At 66.9% G+C, this 15,540-nt stretch carries 14 protein-coding genes; 10 read left to right on the top strand and 4 right to left on the bottom strand.

The genetic code is table 11. The features are described 5' to 3' along the window. Positions 1–92 precede the first annotated feature (92 nt). The 5 genes from WFK61_RS03880 to surE are packed head-to-tail and all read left to right on the top strand — an operon-like array spanning position 93 to position 5,832. On the top strand, positions 93–1,100 hold the full coding sequence (locus tag WFK61_RS03880) for an ABC transporter substrate-binding protein (RefSeq protein WP_442896257.1): 1,008 nt from the start codon (positions 93–95) through the stop codon (positions 1,098–1,100). 17 nt (positions 1,101–1,117) lie between these two features. Further along, the gene (locus WFK61_RS03875) at positions 1,118–2,830 is read left to right on the top strand and encodes an ABC transporter permease (protein ID WP_336810219.1); all 1,713 of its coding nucleotides are present in this window, start codon (positions 1,118–1,120) and stop codon (positions 2,828–2,830) included. Next, positions 2,818–3,909, top strand: a complete 1,092-nt coding sequence (locus WFK61_RS03870) for an ABC transporter ATP-binding protein (RefSeq protein ID WP_336810218.1) — start codon at positions 2,818–2,820, stop codon at positions 3,907–3,909. The genes WFK61_RS03875 and WFK61_RS03870 overlap by 13 nt, the downstream gene beginning before the upstream one ends. 10 nt (positions 3,910–3,919) lie before the next feature. Next, the gene (locus WFK61_RS03865; RefSeq protein WP_336810217.1) at positions 3,920–5,065 is read left to right on the top strand and encodes an MBL fold metallo-hydrolase; all 1,146 of its coding nucleotides are present in this window, start codon (positions 3,920–3,922) and stop codon (positions 5,063–5,065) included. Positions 5,066–5,067: 2 nt separating this feature from the next. Further along, a complete protein-coding gene (gene surE / locus WFK61_RS03860) occupies positions 5,068–5,832 on the top strand; it encodes a 5'/3'-nucleotidase SurE (RefSeq protein ID WP_336810216.1) in 765 nt (254 codons plus the stop codon). 152 nt (positions 5,833–5,984) lie between these two features. Here surE and WFK61_RS03855 read toward each other — a convergent pair whose 3' ends face one another. After that, positions 5,985–7,805 (bottom strand): ABC transporter ATP-binding protein, encoded by a 1,821-nt coding sequence (locus WFK61_RS03855; RefSeq protein ID WP_336810215.1) that lies wholly within the window; start codon positions 7,803–7,805, stop codon positions 5,985–5,987. A 120-nt stretch (positions 7,806–7,925) separates the two neighbouring features. On the opposite strand from WFK61_RS03855, the gene WFK61_RS03850 reads away from it, so the two are divergent. Next, complete coding sequence (locus WFK61_RS03850; RefSeq protein ID WP_336810214.1) at positions 7,926–9,062, top strand: DSD1 family PLP-dependent enzyme; 1,137 nt, start codon at positions 7,926–7,928, stop codon at positions 9,060–9,062. A 226-nt stretch (positions 9,063–9,288) separates the two neighbouring features. Here WFK61_RS03850 and obgE read toward each other — a convergent pair whose 3' ends face one another. Together obgE and WFK61_RS03840 are read right to left on the bottom strand one after the other, a co-directional pair. Then, entirely contained in the window at positions 9,289–10,332 is a 1,044-nt protein-coding gene (gene obgE, locus WFK61_RS03845) for a GTPase ObgE (protein ID WP_336810213.1), read from the bottom strand. A gap of 202 nt (positions 10,333–10,534) precedes the next feature. Beyond that, entirely contained in the window at positions 10,535–11,401 is an 867-nt protein-coding gene (locus WFK61_RS03840; RefSeq protein ID WP_336810212.1) for a LysR family transcriptional regulator, read from the bottom strand. Positions 11,402–11,567: 166 nt separating this feature from the next. Here WFK61_RS03840 and WFK61_RS03835 point away from each other — a divergent pair, with 166 nt between their 5' ends. After that, positions 11,568–12,470, top strand: coding sequence for a DMT family transporter (locus WFK61_RS03835; protein WP_336810211.1), 903 nt, complete (start codon positions 11,568–11,570; stop codon positions 12,468–12,470). Positions 12,471–12,480: 10 nt separating this feature from the next. On the opposite strand, the gene WFK61_RS03830 is transcribed toward WFK61_RS03835, so the two are convergent. Then, positions 12,481–13,041: a dihydrofolate reductase family protein gene (locus tag WFK61_RS03830; protein ID WP_336810210.1), complete on the bottom strand. Its 561-nt coding sequence runs from the start codon at positions 13,039–13,041 to the stop codon at positions 12,481–12,483. Positions 13,042–13,141: 100 nt separating this feature from the next. Here WFK61_RS03830 and WFK61_RS03825 point away from each other — a divergent pair, with 100 nt between their 5' ends. The 3 genes from WFK61_RS03825 to WFK61_RS03815 all read left to right on the top strand — a co-directional run bounded on the left by WFK61_RS03825 (position 13,142) and on the right by WFK61_RS03815 (position 15,536). Continuing rightward, positions 13,142–13,645 (top strand): winged helix-turn-helix transcriptional regulator, encoded by a 504-nt coding sequence (locus tag WFK61_RS03825; RefSeq protein ID WP_336810209.1) that lies wholly within the window; start codon positions 13,142–13,144, stop codon positions 13,643–13,645. Between the two features lie 68 nt (positions 13,646–13,713). Next, the gene (locus WFK61_RS03820; RefSeq protein ID WP_336810208.1) at positions 13,714–14,844 is read left to right on the top strand and encodes a hypothetical protein; all 1,131 of its coding nucleotides are present in this window, start codon (positions 13,714–13,716) and stop codon (positions 14,842–14,844) included. After that, entirely contained in the window at positions 14,841–15,536 is a 696-nt protein-coding gene (locus tag WFK61_RS03815; RefSeq protein ID WP_336810207.1) for a hypothetical protein, read from the top strand. Before WFK61_RS03820 ends, WFK61_RS03815 begins: the two co-directional genes overlap by 4 nt. Positions 15,537–15,540 lie beyond the last annotated feature (4 nt).

Here is a 15,540-nt window from a genome sequence, read left to right as displayed (position 1 = left end):
CACGAGACGACCTGACATGACGATCTGACACGAAGATCGACCGGCGCATCTGGCGTAAAGGTCGGCATCGCGACAACGGAGGAGATGAGATCATGACCCTGACACGACGCCGCTTCACGCGACACGGCCTGATGATGACCGCTGCCGCCGCCCTGCTTGCTGCCGCGCCCGCCTTCGCGCAGGCCCCGTCGGGCAAGCTCGTGCTTTACACCTCGCAGCCGGAGAAGGACGCGACCCAGACCGTCGCCGCCTTCAAGAAGGCCTATCCCAGCGTCGAAGTCGACATCTTCCGCTCCGGCACGACCGAGGTGATGGGCAAGCTCGCCGCCGAGATCTCGGCCGGCCAGCCCGGCGCCGACGTCCTCCTGATCGCGGATGCCGCGAGCATGGAGATCCTGAAGGCCCAGAAGCAGCTCCTCGCCTATCCCGGCGCCAAGACCGACGGCTTCCAGGCTGGCTCCTTCGACGCCGACAAGACCTATTTCGGCTCGAAGCTGATCACCACCGGCATCGCCTACAACACCGCCGCCAAGGAGAAGCCGACCTCCTGGACCGATCTCGACAAGCCCGCCTACAAGAGCCAGATCTCGATGCCGAGCCCGCTCTATTCGGGCGCGGCCGCGATCATGCTCTCGACCATGACGGCCCGCCCCGATCTCGGCTGGAAGCTGTTCGAAGGGCTGAAGGCCAACGAGGCCGTTGCCGTGCGCGGCAACGGCGCGGTGCTGAAATCCGTCGCCAGCGGCGAGAAATCCTACGGCGTCCTCGTCGACTTCATGGCCTATAACGCCAAGAAGCAGGGCTCGCCGATCGACTTCGTCTTCCCGAAGGAAGGCGCGCCGGCCGTGACCGAACCCGTCGCCATCATCAAGTCGACCAAGAACGAGGCCGCCGCGAAGGCCTTCGTCGACTTCATCCTTTCCGATGCCGGGCAGAAGCTGGCGCTCTGGATGGGCTATATCCCGGCCAAGCCCAGCATCGGCTCGCCGTCCTGGCTGCCGGAAGGCACCAAGATCAACGTCATGGCCTCCGACATCGCGGCCGTGGTCAAGGCGACCGAGGCCGACAAGGCCCGCTTCGCCACCATGTTCGGCAACTGAGCCCGGACGCGGTGCGCATGTCCCTCGCCGATCCCGCGACGCTGCGCACGCGCGTCGAGGAGACGGGCCTCCTCTGGGGGCTCGTCGGCCTCGTCGCGCTCCTGTCGCTATTGCCGATCGGGCGCCTGGTCGTCGAGGGCCTCGCCCCCGGCGGCCAGCTCTCGGCGACGGCGCTCGGCAAGGTGATGGCGAGCCCGGCGACCTGGACGGCGACCTGGAACAGCCTGACCACCGCCATTGCCGGCACGATCCTCGCCACGCTGATCGGCGGCACCGTCGCGCTTCTGGCGACGCTGACCGATATCCGCGCCCGCAACGCCTTCACCTTCTGCTTCGTGCTGCCGCTGATGATCGCGCCGCAGGTCACGGCGCTGGCCTGGCTCCAGCTCTTCGGCCCGTCGAGCACGCTGCTCAAGCTCATCGGCATGGCCCCGCCGCTCGGCAGCCGCAACCCGCTCTATTCGCGTGAAGGCATCATCCTGCTGCTCGGCCTGCAATATGCGCCCCTGGTCTTCCTGACCCTGCGCGCGGGCCTGCGCGCCCTGCCCAAGGAGCTGATCGAGGCCGGCCTCGCCGCCGGCGCAAGCCCGCTGACCGTTCTGCGCACCGTCGTCCTGCCGCTGATGACGCCGCCGCTCGTCGCCGGCATTGCGCTCTGCTTCGTCTCCAGCCTCGGCAATTTCGGCATCCCCGCCTTCCTCGGCATTCCCGGCAATTTCCTCGTTCTGCCGACGCTGATCTACCAGCGCTTGGCCGGCCTCGGGCCCGGCGTGCTCTCCGAGGTCGCAATCCTCTCCCTGCTGATCGGGATCATCGCGATGGCCGGCATCCTCCTGCAGGACCTGATGCTGCGCCGGCGCGATTTCCGGATCACCACGACCTCGAGCGCGGCGCGCCCGTTCGAGCTCGGCCGCTGGCGCCGCCCGGTCGAGATCGGGCTATGGGCCTTCGCGATCTTGGTGCTCGCCATGCCCTTCCTCGGCCTGCTCTCGACCTCGCTGATCCCCGCCTTCGGCGTGCCGCTCAATGCGAAGACCGCGACGCTCGCCAACTACGCCTATGTCCTGTTCGAGCATGCCGCCTCGAAGCGTGCCTTCATCAATTCCTTCCTGATGTCGGCGGGCGCGGCGACCCTGATCGTGCTGATCTGCGTGCCGCTCGGCTATTTCATCGTCTGGAAGAAGTCCCGCGCCCTGCGTCTGCTCAATCTCGCGGCCGAACTGCCCTACGCCATGCCCGGCGTCGTGCTCGCCATCGCCGCGATCCTGCTCTTCCTCAAGCCGCTGCCGGTGCTGAACGTCTCGCTCTACAACACGATCTGGATCATCGTCTTCGCCTATCTCGCCCGCTTCCTAGTGCTGGGCCTGAGGCCTGTCATCAGCGGCTATCTCCAGATCGACCGCACGCTGGAGGAGGCCGCCCAGATCGCGGGCGCCGGCCTGCCGCGCCGCCTCGTCACCATCATCTTCCCGCTGGTCGCGCCGGCCGCTGTCGCGGGTGCGCTCCTGGTCTTCCTCACCGCCTTCAACGAGCTCACCGTCTCGGCCCTGCTCTGGTCCTCGGGCGCGGAGACGCTCGGCGTCGTCGTCTTCTCCTTCGAGCAGGGCGGCGATTCCACCTATGCCTCGGCGCTGGCGGCGATCACCGTCGTCGTCACCGTCGGCCTGATGGCCTCGACCACCCTCTTCGCCCAGAAATTGCCCCAGGGAGTCCTGCCGTGGCGCGACTGACCATCGACCGCGCGCAGAAGCGCTTCGGCTCCTATCTCGCGCTCGACGACGTCTCGATCGCGGTCGAGGACGGTGAGTTCCTGGCGGTGCTCGGCCCTTCCGGCTGCGGCAAGACCACGCTGCTGCGCCAGATCGCCGGCTTCGACAAGCTCGACGGCGGCCGGATCAGCATCGGCGACCGGCTCGTCTCTTCGGCGCAGAGCCATATCCCGCCGGAGCATCGCAAGCTCGGCATCGTCTTCCAGTCCTATGCGCTCTGGCCGCATATGACCGTGGCCGAAAACGTCGCCTACGGGCTCACCGTCGCCGGCGTGCGCGATCCCGAGCGTTCGAAGCGCGTCGCCGCCGCGCTCGATCTCGTCGGGCTGAACGGCTTTGCGGAGCGCCGGCCGGGCCTGCTCTCCGGCGGACAGCGCCAGCGCGTCGCGCTCGCCCGCTGCCTCGTCACCGAGCCCTCGCTCGTACTGCTCGACGAACCGCTCGCCAATCTCGACGTCCATCTGCGCGCCTCGATGGAAGAGGAATTCTCCCGCTTCCACGAGCGCACCGGCACGACGATGGTCTACATCACCCATGACCAGGCCGAGGCCATGGCGCTGGCAGATCGCATCGCCGTGATGGATCGCGGCCGCCTGCTCCAGCTCGCGACGCCCTCGCTGCTCTATCGCGAACCCGCCAATGTGACTGTCGCCGGCTTCATCGGCGAAGGCATGGTGCTGCCGGCGACGATCCTGTCCGCGCCACAGGCCGGCCGCTGCAAGGTCAGCGTGCTCGGCGTCGAGGCCGTCGTGCGCTGCCGGCCCGATCAAGCCGTCACCGGGCAGGCAAAACTCTGCCTGCGCGCCCGTGATATCGGCATCGCCGGAGCCGGGCAGGACGGCCTCCCGGCCACGGTCGAGCGCCTGTCCTATCAGGGTGGCTTCTTCCGCATGGAAGCACGCCCCGCCAGCAATCAGGACATCGTCCTGCATCTCGACGCGGCCGAGCCCGCCCCGGCCCAGGCCGGCGAAGCCATCCGCATCGCCATCAGCGACGGCTGGATCATTCCGGAGAGCGTCTCCCTGGACAAGGCGGCGTGAGACCGGCGGCATGAAACTGAGGATCCATGGCGGGGTCGGCGAGAAGGGCCGGACCTGCATCGGCGTCGAGCATGGCGGAACCCGGCTCCTGCTCGATGTCGGCGTCGATACCAGCGCAAAAGGGGCCGCCTATCATCCGGCGATCACGCGCGCCGAGCTCGAACGCATCGACGCGATCATCGTCACCCACGCCCATGAGGACCATGTCGCGGCGCTGGGCTGGTGCCTCGCCAACGGCTTTGCCGGCCGCATCCTGATGAGCACCGAATCGGCGAGCGAAACCGACGCGACGCTCGCCGCCTATGCCACGCCGGAAGAGCGGGAGCTCGCCAGGCAGGCCCCCGTCGAGATCATCGCTCCCGGCGCGGATTTCGCCATCGGCCCGATCGCGATCCGCGCCGGCCGCAGCGGCCATGTCGTCGGCGGCATCTGGTGCCATCTGAGCGCCGACCGCCGCAGTCTCGGCTATTGCGGCGATGTCGTGCCGGCGAGCCCCGTTTTCGCCATGGACGCGCTGCCACCTTGCGACCTGCTGCTGGTCGATGCCTCCTATGGTGCGGATCGCATCCCTGCCGCCGAGCGCGGCTCCGCCATCAGGCGCTGGCTCTCGGCGCATCCGCAGGGCGCGGTGCTGCCGACGCCGCTTTCCGGCCGCTCCGTCGAGCTGATCGGGTTGATCGAGACGCCCATCGCCATCCATCCCACGATGCGCGAGGCTCTCGCCCAGCAGACCGCGGCCTCGACATGGCTGAAACCCCGTGCTGCCGACATTCTCTCGGCGCGCTTCGCCGAGGCCTTGCTCTGGGAAGAGGGACAGCCGCTCCCCGCCGCAGCCCTGCTCGTCGATGACGGCATGGGGCTCGCCGGGCCGTCCAAGGCCGCGCTCGCCCAGGCCCGCCGCGAGCGCCATCCGGTCCTTCTGACCGGCGGCATCCCCAAGGGGAGCCCCGCCGACCTGATGCTGGCTGCGGGCGAGGCCGAATGGCTGCGCTTCCCGACCCATCCGACATTGCCGGAGAACATCGCGATCGCAGCGGCAAGCGGCGCCGCCCGCATCCTCGCCCATTCCTGCGATGCCGCGACCGCCGCCACGCTGGCTGCCGACATCCCCAAGCTCGTCACGGGTCTCAGGCCGGGCGATACCATCGAGATCTGATCATGCGCATCCTCATCGCCAATGACGACGGCATCGACGCTCCCGGGATCACCCTGCTGCGCAAGGCTGCCGCGCGCGTCGCTACCGACATCTGGGTCGTCGCGCCCGAGCGGAAATGGACGGCGGCCAGCCACCACCTCTCCTTCGACAAGGACCTGACGCTCAGCCGGCGCGAAAGCCAGGTCTATGCGCTGAACGGCACCCCGGCCGATTGCGTCGTCGCGGCCATGACCGTGCTCTTCCGCGACGGCGGCCCCCCCGATCTCGTGCTCTCCGGTGTCAATGACGGGCGCAATGCCGCCGAGGACGCCGCCTATTCCGGCACGCTCTCGATCGCCCGCGAGGCAAGCTTCTGGAACCTCCCCGCCATCGGCTTCTCCCGCACCAAGGGCGGCACCTCCGAGGAGCGCGATGTGACGGCACTTGCCGCCCTGATCGCGAGTCTCTGGCGGGCACGCGCGCAATGGACCCGCGAAGGCACGTTCCTGAGCGTCAACCTGCCAAAGGAACTGCCGGCCGAGATCGGCATCGCCAGCATCGGCCGCGACAAGATCGCCGGCGCGGCGGATATCGTCTCTGAAGAAGGCGAGAAGATCGTCTGGCGCATCCGGCGCGGTCGCCCGCATACCAGCCGGCCGGGCGACGAGAACAGCCTGATCGATTCGGGCCGCATCGCCATCGTCCGCCATTGCTGGAGCGATGGCGCACCGCTGGATGCCGGTTTCGCCGTCGAGCTCAACGCGGCACAGAAGCAGTCTGCGGGTTAAGCTCACCCTGGTTCACAGAAACGCGGGTCATCCCGGACGCAGCGGAGCGGAGATCCGGGATCCATGCCTGAACCTTCAGTCGGCAGCGCTCCGGAATGGATCCCGGGTCAAGCCCGGGATGACGGCGTGGTTCCAAGCCAGGACAATCCTGCTCAGCCTTCCAGAAACTGCATCCGGTGCAGCCGCGCATAGGCGCCGTCGCGGGCCAGCAATTCGTCATGGCTGCCGGTCTCGACGACCTTGCCCTCGTCCATCACGACGATCAGGTCGGCCTCGCGGATGGTCGAAAGCCGGTGCGCGATGACGATGGTCGTGCGCCCCTTCATCAGTGACGCCAGTGCCTGCTGGACCAATCGTTCGGATTCCGTGTCGAGCGCGCTCGTTGCCTCGTCGAGCAGCAGGATCGGCGCGTTCTTCAGGATGGCGCGCGCGATCGCGATGCGCTGGCGCTCGCCGCCCGAGAGCTTGTGTCCGCGCTCGCCGACGGGCGCATCGTAGCCGCCCGGCATCGCCATGATGAATTCATGCGCGGCGGCGGCCTTCGCCGCGGCGACGATCTCCTCCTCCGAGGCTTCCGGCCGTCCGAAGGCGATATTGGCCCGCACGCTGTCGTCGAACAGCACGACATCCTGACTGACGACGCCAACCTGCCGGCGCAGGCTCCTCAGCGTGACGTTGCGCAGGTCCTGGCCGTCGATCTCGATGCGGCCCTCGGTCGGGTCGTAGAGGCGCGGCACCAGCGCCAGCAAGGTCGATTTGCCCGAACCCGAACGCCCGACCAGCGCCATCGTCCTGCCGCCCTGCGCGACGAGATCGATGCCCTCCAGCGCGCGTTGGTCCTCGCGGTAGCGGAATCGCAGATGGCGGAAGGCGACCTCGCCGGCCCCGACCGCGAGCGGCTTCGCATCCGGCCGGTCGAGCACCCGCGGCTTCTCGTCCATCAGCGCGTAATAGCGCTTCAACGACGCCCCGGCCTCCTGGACGATGGCGTTGAGATTGCCGAGCGAGCGCATCGGCTGGGCCGCGAGCAGGAGCGCCGAGACATAGCCGGTGAAATCGCCGACCGTGGAGTTACCGGAGGTGATGCGCACGCCGATGGCGGCGAGCACGCCGGCAACGGCCAGGCCGCCGCCGACCTCGAGCAGCGGATCGAGCCGTCCGCGCGCATTGGCCGCTTTCATCTTGAGCGCCCGGATCGCCTCGAAGGCATTGGCGGCCCGCGTCTTCAGATAGGGTTCGAGCCGGTCGGTCTTGGCGACGCGTGCGCCCTGCAGGCTCTCGGTGACGAGATTGGCCATCAGGCCGGTCTGTTCCTGCTGGGAATTGGCCATCCGCCGGAGCTTGCGGCCGATCTTACCGATCGGATGGGCGATCACCGGCGCGATCAGGAGCACGACCAGCGTCATCTGCCAGTCGATCCAGATCAGCGCGCCCACCAGCGCGATCGCGGTGACCACGTCGCGGATCGCGATATTGACGATGCGCGTCAGCGCTTCCTTGACGAAGGTGAAATCGGTGGTGAAGCGCTGTGTGAGCGAGGCCGGATTCTCGCGCTGCAACTGCGCGAGATCGGCATCGATCAGATGGCCGTAGAGCGCCGTCTGCATGTTCGCCTCGATCCGGCTGACGACATTGTTGGTCATCACCGTCTGGGCGAGCAGGGAGAAGCCCTTGATCGCGGTCACGATCACCACGACGGTCGCGACCGCGTTGATGACGCCGATATCGTAGCCGATCGACTTCGAGACCAGCCGTTCCATGCGCCGGACGAAGCCGGTCGATTCGGCGGTCAGCGGGTCGGCAAAGGCGTCGAACGCCGCCTTGATCAACAGCGGATAGAAACTCGTCGTCACGGCGATGACCACGACGAGGCCGAGAATCATCAGCATCTGCGGGAGATAGGAACTGATCTGCTCGCGCCAGACACGGGCAAAGAGCGCGAGGGTATCGTCGGTGACGCGGCCGATCTTCATGCCGGGGGCCTATCATGGCCGCCCCGCAAGCGCCACTGGCGCATGCCCGGGCCCGACAGGGGGGCCTTGCTACGGACACGAAGCTGTCTTCCCATGGCCACAACCGACTCAGGAGACTTCATGCCGCTTTCCCCGCCGGCCCAGCCCGGCCAGAGCTTCGCCGAGATCGAAACCCCCGCCCTCGTGCTCGATCTCGACGCGTTCGAGCGCAATCTCGTCGCCATGGCGGCTTTCACACAGGCTCATGGCATCCGGCTCCGGCCCCATGCCAAGTCGCACAAGAGCCCGGAGATCGCGCTGCGCCAGATCGCCCATGGCGCGGTCGGGCAGTGCTGCCAGAAGGTCGGCGAAGCGGAGGTTCTGGTTGCTGGCGGCGTCGGCGACGTGCTGGTCACCAACGAGATCGTCGGCGCGGCCAAGCTGGATCGTCTCGCCCGCCTTGCCCGCTCGGCGAAGATCGGCCTTTGCGTCGATCATCCCGACGGCGTGCGCGAGGCGGCGGAAGCGGCGGCCCGCCATGACGTAACGCTCGATGTCTATGTCGAGATCGATGTCGGCGGCCGACGCTGCGGCGCCGCTCCCGGCGAGGCCGCCGTCCGGCTGGCGGAAGCGATCACGCGCTCCAATACCCTGCGTTTCGCCGGCATCCACGCCTATCACGGCTCCGCCCAGCACATGCGCTCGATCGACGAGCGGCGCGAGGCGATCGAGCGCGCAGGACTTGCCGCCCGCAACACGATCGAGCGGCTCAAGCATCACGGCCTGCCCTGCGAAATCGTCACCGGTGCCGGCACCGGCACCCATGAACTGGAGACGCAGTCGGGCATCTGGAACGAGATCCAGCCCGGCTCTTACATCTTCATGGACGCCGACTATGCCCGCAACCGCCAGGCCGACGGCACGCCCTTCCGCAGCTTCGAGCACGCGCTCTTCGTCCTCGCCGGCGTGATGAGCAAGCCGGTGCCGGACCGCGCCGTCGTCGATGCCGGCCACAAGGCCGCGGCAGTCGATTCCGGCATGCCCGTGCCCTTCCGCCGCGAGGGCGTGATCTACACGAAACCCTCCGACGAGCACGGCGTGTTGACCGGCGATCCCGTAGCAGTGCCGCATCGCGGCGACCGCCTGCTGCTGATCCCCGGCCATTGCGACCCGACGGTCAACCTGCACGACTGGTATGTCTGCGTCCGCGGCCTGCACGGGCCGGACGCCCATGTCGAGGCGCTCTGGCCGGTCGCGGCGCGCGGTGCCCTGACCTGAGTGGGCAGTGCTCGCCGAGCTGGGCCTTTGACCGGTTGGATTGCCGTTGAGGCGACATTGCCTCAGGCATCTCGGAAATAAGCTGAGAAACGCGCGGTCATCCCGGGCGTAGCGAAGCGCAGACCCGGGATCCATTCCGGAACGGTTCAAGCATGGATCCCGGATCGGCGCCGCTCACGCGGCTTGTCCGGGATGACCAAGAGGTTCCGTACAAAAGCCCCAAGCGTCAGGGCCGCCAGCCGGTCTCCTGAACCGGAGCGTTCTCGCGCTCTTCGTCGCGGCGGGCTTCCTCGACGATGGCGAAGAGCGCGCGCAGCGACGCGTCGACGCCCTCGCCCGAAGCCGCCGAGAGAATGATCGGCATGCGCTTGGCCGCCCGCTTCAGCCGTGCGACCTGCTCCTTGAGCACCTCCGGTGTCAGCGCATCGACCTTGGAGAGCGCGACGATCTCCGGCTTCTCGGCCAGCCCCTCGCCATAAGCCTCCAGCTCCTCGCGCACGGTCTTGTAGGCCTTGCCGGCATGCTCGCTGGTGCCTTCGACCAGATGCAGCAGCACGCGGCAGCGCTCGATATGGCCGAGGAAGCGGTCGCCGAGGCCATGGCCTTCATGCGCGCCCTCGATCAGGCCGGGAATATCGGCCAGCACCATCTCGCGCCCGTCGACGCGCACAACGCCGAGGCCGGGATGCAGCGTCGTGAAGGGATAATCGGCGATCTTGGGCTTCGCCGCCGTGACGGTGGCAAGGAAGGTCGACTTGCCGGCATTGGGCAAACCAACGAGCCCGGCATCGGCGATCAGCTTCAGCCGCAGCCAGACCCAGCGCTCCTCGCCCGGCAGGCCGGGATTGGCATGGCGCGGCGCCTGGTTGGTCGCCGTCTTGAAATAGGCGTTGCCGAAGCCGCCATTGCCGCCCTTGCACAAAACGAAGCGCTGGCCGGGCTCGGTCAGGTCGGCGACCTTGGTCTCGCCGTCCTCGTCGAGGATCTCGGTGCCCGGCGGCACCTTGAGCACGATCGCCGGCGAATTCGCGCCATGGCGATCCTTGCCCATGCCGTGCTCGCCGGTCTTGGCTTTGAAATGCTGCTGGAAGCGGAAGTCGATCAGCGTGTTCAGGCCCTGCACGCATTCGACGACGATATCGCCGCCGCGCCCGCCGTCGCCGCCATTGGGCCCGCCGAACTCGATGAATTTTTCGCGGCGGAACGAGACGCAGCCGGCGCCGCCGTCACCCGCCTTCACATAGATCTTGGCCTGGTCGAGAAATTTCATGAGATCGGATCGTTTCTGAAACCGGAAACTGAAACACGCCGTCATCCCGGACAAGCCGCGTGAGCGGCGCCAATCCGGGATCCATGCCTGAACCGTTCCGGCATGGATCCCGGGCCTGCGCTTCGCTACGCCCGGGATGACGCCTGAGGGAAATGATTATCTTGGCTTTAAGCCCGCCAAAGCCTGAGGGCAATGGACCGGATCACGCCGCCTGCCGGAAAGCGCTCATCTCCTCGCGGAGCGCATCGGCGAAGCGCTGCGCCGCCAGCCCCGGGCGCGGCGCCATGATCAGCCCGACGGTCAGTTCGAACAGCGGCGGCAGCCCCTCGGCCGCGCCGAGCCGGCGCAGCGAGGGCGGCACGGCGCTTTCGGTGATCGCGGTGACGCAGAAGCCGCCTTCCACCGCCGAGAGCACGCCGGAGGTGTGCGAACAGGAGAACACGAGCCGATGCGCTTTGCCTGCGCTGTTCAGCGCCCCGAGGATGCGCGAGCGCGCCCGGCAACCCTCGGAGAACAGGGCGAGCGGCAGCGTCTCCTGCAGTTCCGGCCGGTGGCCGCGTGCCGCGACCCAGATCATCGGCTCGCGGCGGAGCACCTCGCCCATAGGCCGGCTCGGATCCTGCGAGACCACCGCGAGGTCGAGCTCGCCGGCCTTGAGCGCCGGTTCGATCCGCTTGGAGAGATCGCAATGGACTTCGAGCTCGACCTTGGGATGCTCGACCGCGAAGCGCGCGATCAGCGGCCGGAGATAGGCGTCCATGTAATCGTCGGGCACGCCGATGCGCAGGCGCCCCGTCGGCGTCTCGCCGGCGAGATCGGCCAGCGCCTCGCGCTCGACCGCCAGCAGCCGCCGCGCATGGGCGATCAGGCGCTCGCCTGCATCGGTCGGCGTCACGCCACGGCGCGAGCGCTCCAGCAGCTTGTGGCCGAGCTGGTTCTCGAGATCCTGAATACGCACCGAGATCGCCGATTGCGTCCGGCCGAGCCGGGCGCTCGCGGCGGTGAAGCCGCCGGTCTCCGCCACGGCCACCAGCATGCCGAGCGCGGCGAGGTCGAAATGAGCGGTCATGACGTGCCTCCTTGGAACGCGCGCGATCGATCGATTTTAAGAATGGTTAAATCAGAATAATCCGTTTTTCCGATTGAAGGAAGCGGCCTATATCATCGGGCGAACGAAGCTGGGCAGAGCGCGCCGTCGCGGCCGAAGCTGGCTTCCCCAATCGTCAGAAACGATCATGTCCGCCCCTGCCATTCCCGTCCGGCCCGCATCGCCCGCGCTGGCGATGTTCATCGCGCTGCTCACCGGCGCCACCTGCATCGGCTTTTCCGGCATCTTCGTGCGCTTGGCCGATGTCGGCCCGGCCGCAGCCGGCTTCTGGCGCATGCTCTTCGCCGTGCCGGTGCTGATCGCCTGGACCGCGCTGGAACAGCGCAACCCCACAGCCGGCAAGATCGGCAACGGCGCCTTCATCGCGGTGGCACTCGCCGGCCTGACCTTCGGCATCGACGTCACGCTCTACAATGCCGCGCTCGGCCATACGACGATCGCGAACGCCTCGCTGCTCGGCAATCTCTCGCCGGTCGGCGTCGTGCTCGGCGGCTGGCTCTTGCTCGGCGACAAGCCCTCGCGGCGCATCCTCGGCGCACTGACGCTGGCGGTTGCCGGTGCCATCCTGCTGGTGCTGCCGAAATTCACCGGTGGCGGGCAGGTGACCGGCAATCTCTTCGGCGACGGGCTCGCGGTCGGTGCGGCCCTGTCCTACGCCGCCTATATCCTCGCGGTGCGCCGCGCCCGCGACAAGGCCGGCGCCGGCTATGTCAGCCTCGTCTCCAGCATCATCTGCGCCGTGTTCTGCCTTGCCGCCGCGCTGATGCTGGGCGAGCAAGTCGTCCCGGCGAACCTGCAGGGCTGGCTTGCCGTCGCTGCGCTCGGCCTCGTCTCGCATGCACTGGGCCAGGGCCTGATCACGCTCTCGCTCGGCAGCTATGGCGCCGGCGCCGCCTCGCTCGTCATGGTCTGGCCGGCGCTGGTCAGCGTGCTCGCCGCCTGGGCGCTGTTCGGCGAGCAGCCGACACCGGTCCAGGCCTTCGGCGGCGTCGCCATTCTCGCCGCCGTGCTGATGGTCCGGCGCGGCTGAGCCCGCGCCGTCAGGCCGCGGCCTTGACGCCGTAATGCAGGATCACGGTGCCGTTCTTCAGAGGACGGGCCGCGATCAGCGCATAGTGGCGCTTCTGCGCGTTCGGCTTGAACAGGGGCGTTCCCTGCCCGATCGTGACCGGCGCGACCGCGATCATGACCTCGTCGACGAGCCCCGCCGCGAGCAGAGACTCCGTCAGCTCGGCGCTGCCGAAGACATAGATGTCCTTGCCGGCCTCGGCTTTCCGGCGCGTGATCTCACCCGTGATACCCGCCGTCACCGTGGTGTTGTTCCAGTCGGAGCTTGTCAGGCTGCGTGAAGCCACGAGCTTCGGCAGGGCGTTCATGAAAGCCTTGGTCTCGCCCTCCTCCTCGGCCGAGGTCCAATAGGCCTTCATGCCCTCATAGGTGACGCGGCCGAAGACGAGCAGCCCGGCCTTGTGGCCGAAATCGCTGCTGAGTTCGGACAATTCGTCGCCCCAGGCATCGGCGTGAAAGCCGAGATCCCACTTCTCCTTGCCCTCGAAGAACCCTTCCAGCGTCATCAGATTCCAGACGATCACCTTGGCCATCGCGTCCTCCTGCCGTGTCCGGTTAAAACCAGTTTCGATTTGCAACTGGTTGATGGATAGCGAAACCGATCCTATATTGCAAGCGGTTTTGGAGACGAGCATGCGCGAGACCGGCCGTTCGGGCTGTCCGATCAATCTGACGCTGGAAATCCTGGGCGATCGCTGGAGCCTGATCGTGCTCCGCGACATCATGTTCGGAAACCGCCGGCATTTCCGCGAGATGCTGGCTAAATCCGACGAAGGCATCGCCTCGAACATCCTCGCCGACCGCCTGAAGCGCCTCGTCGAGAAGGGCCTGCTCTCGCGCCGCGACGACGCCAGCCACAAGCAGAAGGCGATCTACAGCCTGACCGAGATGGGCATAGCCCTTGTCCCGGTCTTCGCCGCGATGGGCGAATGGGGCCGGAACTTCCTGCCGGTGACCGAGGAACTCTCGATCCGCGCCGAACTCCTTAGCGAAGGCGGCCCGGCGCTCTGGGAGCGCTTCATGCAGGAGCTGAGGCATCTCCATCTCGACGCTCCCAAGCCGGAGCAATCCGTACTCGACGAGCTGACCCAGGCCTATCGGGACGCGCTGGCGCGCCGGCAGGCCCTGGCGGACTGAGGTCCACCCCAACTTATTCCCGCATGCCGTAGCGGCATCACACTGGGGCTCCCGTCCAGGAGCCCCTCATGCCGATCCTCCATCGCCCCAATGCCGATCGCGAGCTTCGCGTCGCCCGGCTTCGCCTGCTGCGGCTGCGCGACGAGCTCTGCCTGATCCGGCGCGATCATTGGCACCGCAAGTACAACCCGGACCAGCCGCGCGTGCCCTCCGGCAATGCCGGCGGCGGGCAATGGACCAGCGGCGCGGGCGGCGGTGGTGGCTCCGGCGGAGGAGATCCGCTTTCTCCCGATGGCAGCTCGCTGGGTGCCGATACCGGTTGGTCCTCGCTCGGCGAAAGCTGGAACGAGGACGGCTCGATCTTCGAGCAGAGCATCACGGACGGCGAGGGCACGACGATCCAGTCGGAATATGCCGCCTCGCGCGCCGCCGGTTTCGACGAACGCCAGACCGTCACCTTCGCCGATGGCAACGCGGTCAGTTTCGAAACGACCGGCAACGTCCAGTCGATCTATGACGGCGGCCCCGATGGCGATCTCGTCGCCCGCACGATCTGGACTCCGTCCGGGCCGGAGGTCGATGCGACGGTGCAGCCGGCTTACGCGGACAAAACGTTGCCAATGATCATTGGCGGCGGAGCCGCCCTATTCAACTGGCAGTCGCAATTAAACAGCAGCGATGGCCAGCACGCCGTCATGGGCTTCAATGCCCGGGATTATCGGCCCGGCTTCAGTACCAGCGGAGCGCTTGAGCTGCTTTATGCCGGATGTGTGTCGCAGGAAGAGGCGCAACTGGCTTGCCGGCGTTTACCCGACGTCCAGGCGCTTGCCGACCGCGCCGCCAATGCCGCTGGCTCTCCAGAGCTCTACCCGTCGCGAGCCGTTTACGGAACGAGCGTTCACACAGGCTTCGCAAGATTCGTCAAAGATCTACGTGACAGCAACTTCGAAGCCGAACGATCATACATCAAGGAGCGTGTTGAGGGAGCAGGCGGCGGAGAAGTGCCTTATGGTTATCCTGGATCGATCCGCGTAGATGCTTATGAATATCGCCGAGATGGCACACTTTGCGTTTACGATCTGAAGACCGGCCGCGCCAATTTGCCAGACCGACGGGCTGAAATTATAGCAAATGCGGCGGCGATGGGATTCAAGCCGATCCTCCGCGTAATCGTCATAGCGGTGAGGCCAAAAGGTTGACGACGAAGAAGCAGATCAAGACGCTTTTCGCTCGCTTAACGGCTCGCAACGACGATCTTGTCGTGAAAGATCATTACATCTTCAAGGTGCCCTACCTCGTGCTGAGACCGATGCAGCATGTCTCTCGCTCTATCTCGATCGACCGCACGTCACGTGCCGATGATCCGGATTTTTCTTGGCATGTCGGGCATTGCTTCGGACCTTTCCGCTCGGTGGGAGGTTTCTCCGCCGAATCCTTCTGGCTGCCCCGTGGTAAGCCGAGCCGGTGGTCGGAAGCTGGTTTCATGGAAACGGCAGTCGAGGAAATCGAGACGAACATTCTGCCGATGCTGCGCCGTGTGCAGGCGATCGAGGACATGTTTCGAATCGAGGGAGTGCCACGGTCTCATGAATATGACGGCTGGCTCAATCATTACCCACCCTATCGCCTCGCCATCGCGGCAGCCTTGGGGCGCTGGGAGGAATCCCTCGCGGTCTACGAGGACATCAAGGACACGCATCTCCGCATGACTTCATGGCCGCGCGCCGATTACGAGAAAGCTTCGGAACTTGGCGCGTTGATCGCCGATGGAGACCGTGCCGGAGTCGCCTCCCTCCTCCACGGATGGGAAGACGGCTTCGTCGCCCGCAACGGCCTCGAAGACATCTACGAGCGCACGCCCTTCCCGCTCGAACTCCAGCAGCAGCCCTGATGCC

Origin of the sequence: Allobosea sp. MMO-172, assembly GCF_037147855.1 — a bacterium.
In the GTDB taxonomy this organism is placed as follows: domain Bacteria; phylum Pseudomonadota; class Alphaproteobacteria; order Rhizobiales; family Beijerinckiaceae; genus Allobosea.
Note: the sequence above shows the minus strand (reverse complement) of the source record. Positions and strands in the feature narration are given on the sequence as shown.

Bases quoted from the DNA above. Each gene is read 5' to 3' on its own strand.
- surE (WP_336810216.1), top strand. From the start codon at position 5,068: ATGCGCATCCTCATCGCCAATGACGACGGCATCGACGCTCCCGGGATC.
- WFK61_RS03850 (WP_336810214.1), top strand. From the start codon at position 7,926: ATGCCGCTTTCCCCGCCGGCCCAGCCCGGCCAGAGCTTCGCCGAGATC.
- obgE (WP_336810213.1), bottom strand. From the start codon at position 10,332: ATGAAATTTCTCGACCAGGCCAAGATCTATGTGAAGGCGGGTGACGGC.
- WFK61_RS03855 (WP_336810215.1), bottom strand. From the start codon at position 7,805: ATGAAGATCGGCCGCGTCACCGACGATACCCTCGCGCTCTTTGCCCGT.
- WFK61_RS03840 (WP_336810212.1), bottom strand. From the start codon at position 11,401: ATGACCGCTCATTTCGACCTCGCCGCGCTCGGCATGCTGGTGGCCGTG.
- WFK61_RS03825 (WP_336810209.1), top strand. From the start codon at position 13,142: ATGCGCGAGACCGGCCGTTCGGGCTGTCCGATCAATCTGACGCTGGAA.
- WFK61_RS03875 (WP_336810219.1), top strand. From the start codon at position 1,118: ATGTCCCTCGCCGATCCCGCGACGCTGCGCACGCGCGTCGAGGAGACG.
- WFK61_RS03880 (WP_442896257.1), top strand. From the start codon at position 93: ATGACCCTGACACGACGCCGCTTCACGCGACACGGCCTGATGATGACC.
- WFK61_RS03835 (WP_336810211.1), top strand. From the start codon at position 11,568: ATGTCCGCCCCTGCCATTCCCGTCCGGCCCGCATCGCCCGCGCTGGCG.
- WFK61_RS03830 (WP_336810210.1), bottom strand. From the start codon at position 13,041: ATGGCCAAGGTGATCGTCTGGAATCTGATGACGCTGGAAGGGTTCTTC.
- WFK61_RS03820 (WP_336810208.1), top strand. From the start codon at position 13,714: ATGCCGATCCTCCATCGCCCCAATGCCGATCGCGAGCTTCGCGTCGCC.
- WFK61_RS03865 (WP_336810217.1), top strand. From the start codon at position 3,920: ATGAAACTGAGGATCCATGGCGGGGTCGGCGAGAAGGGCCGGACCTGC.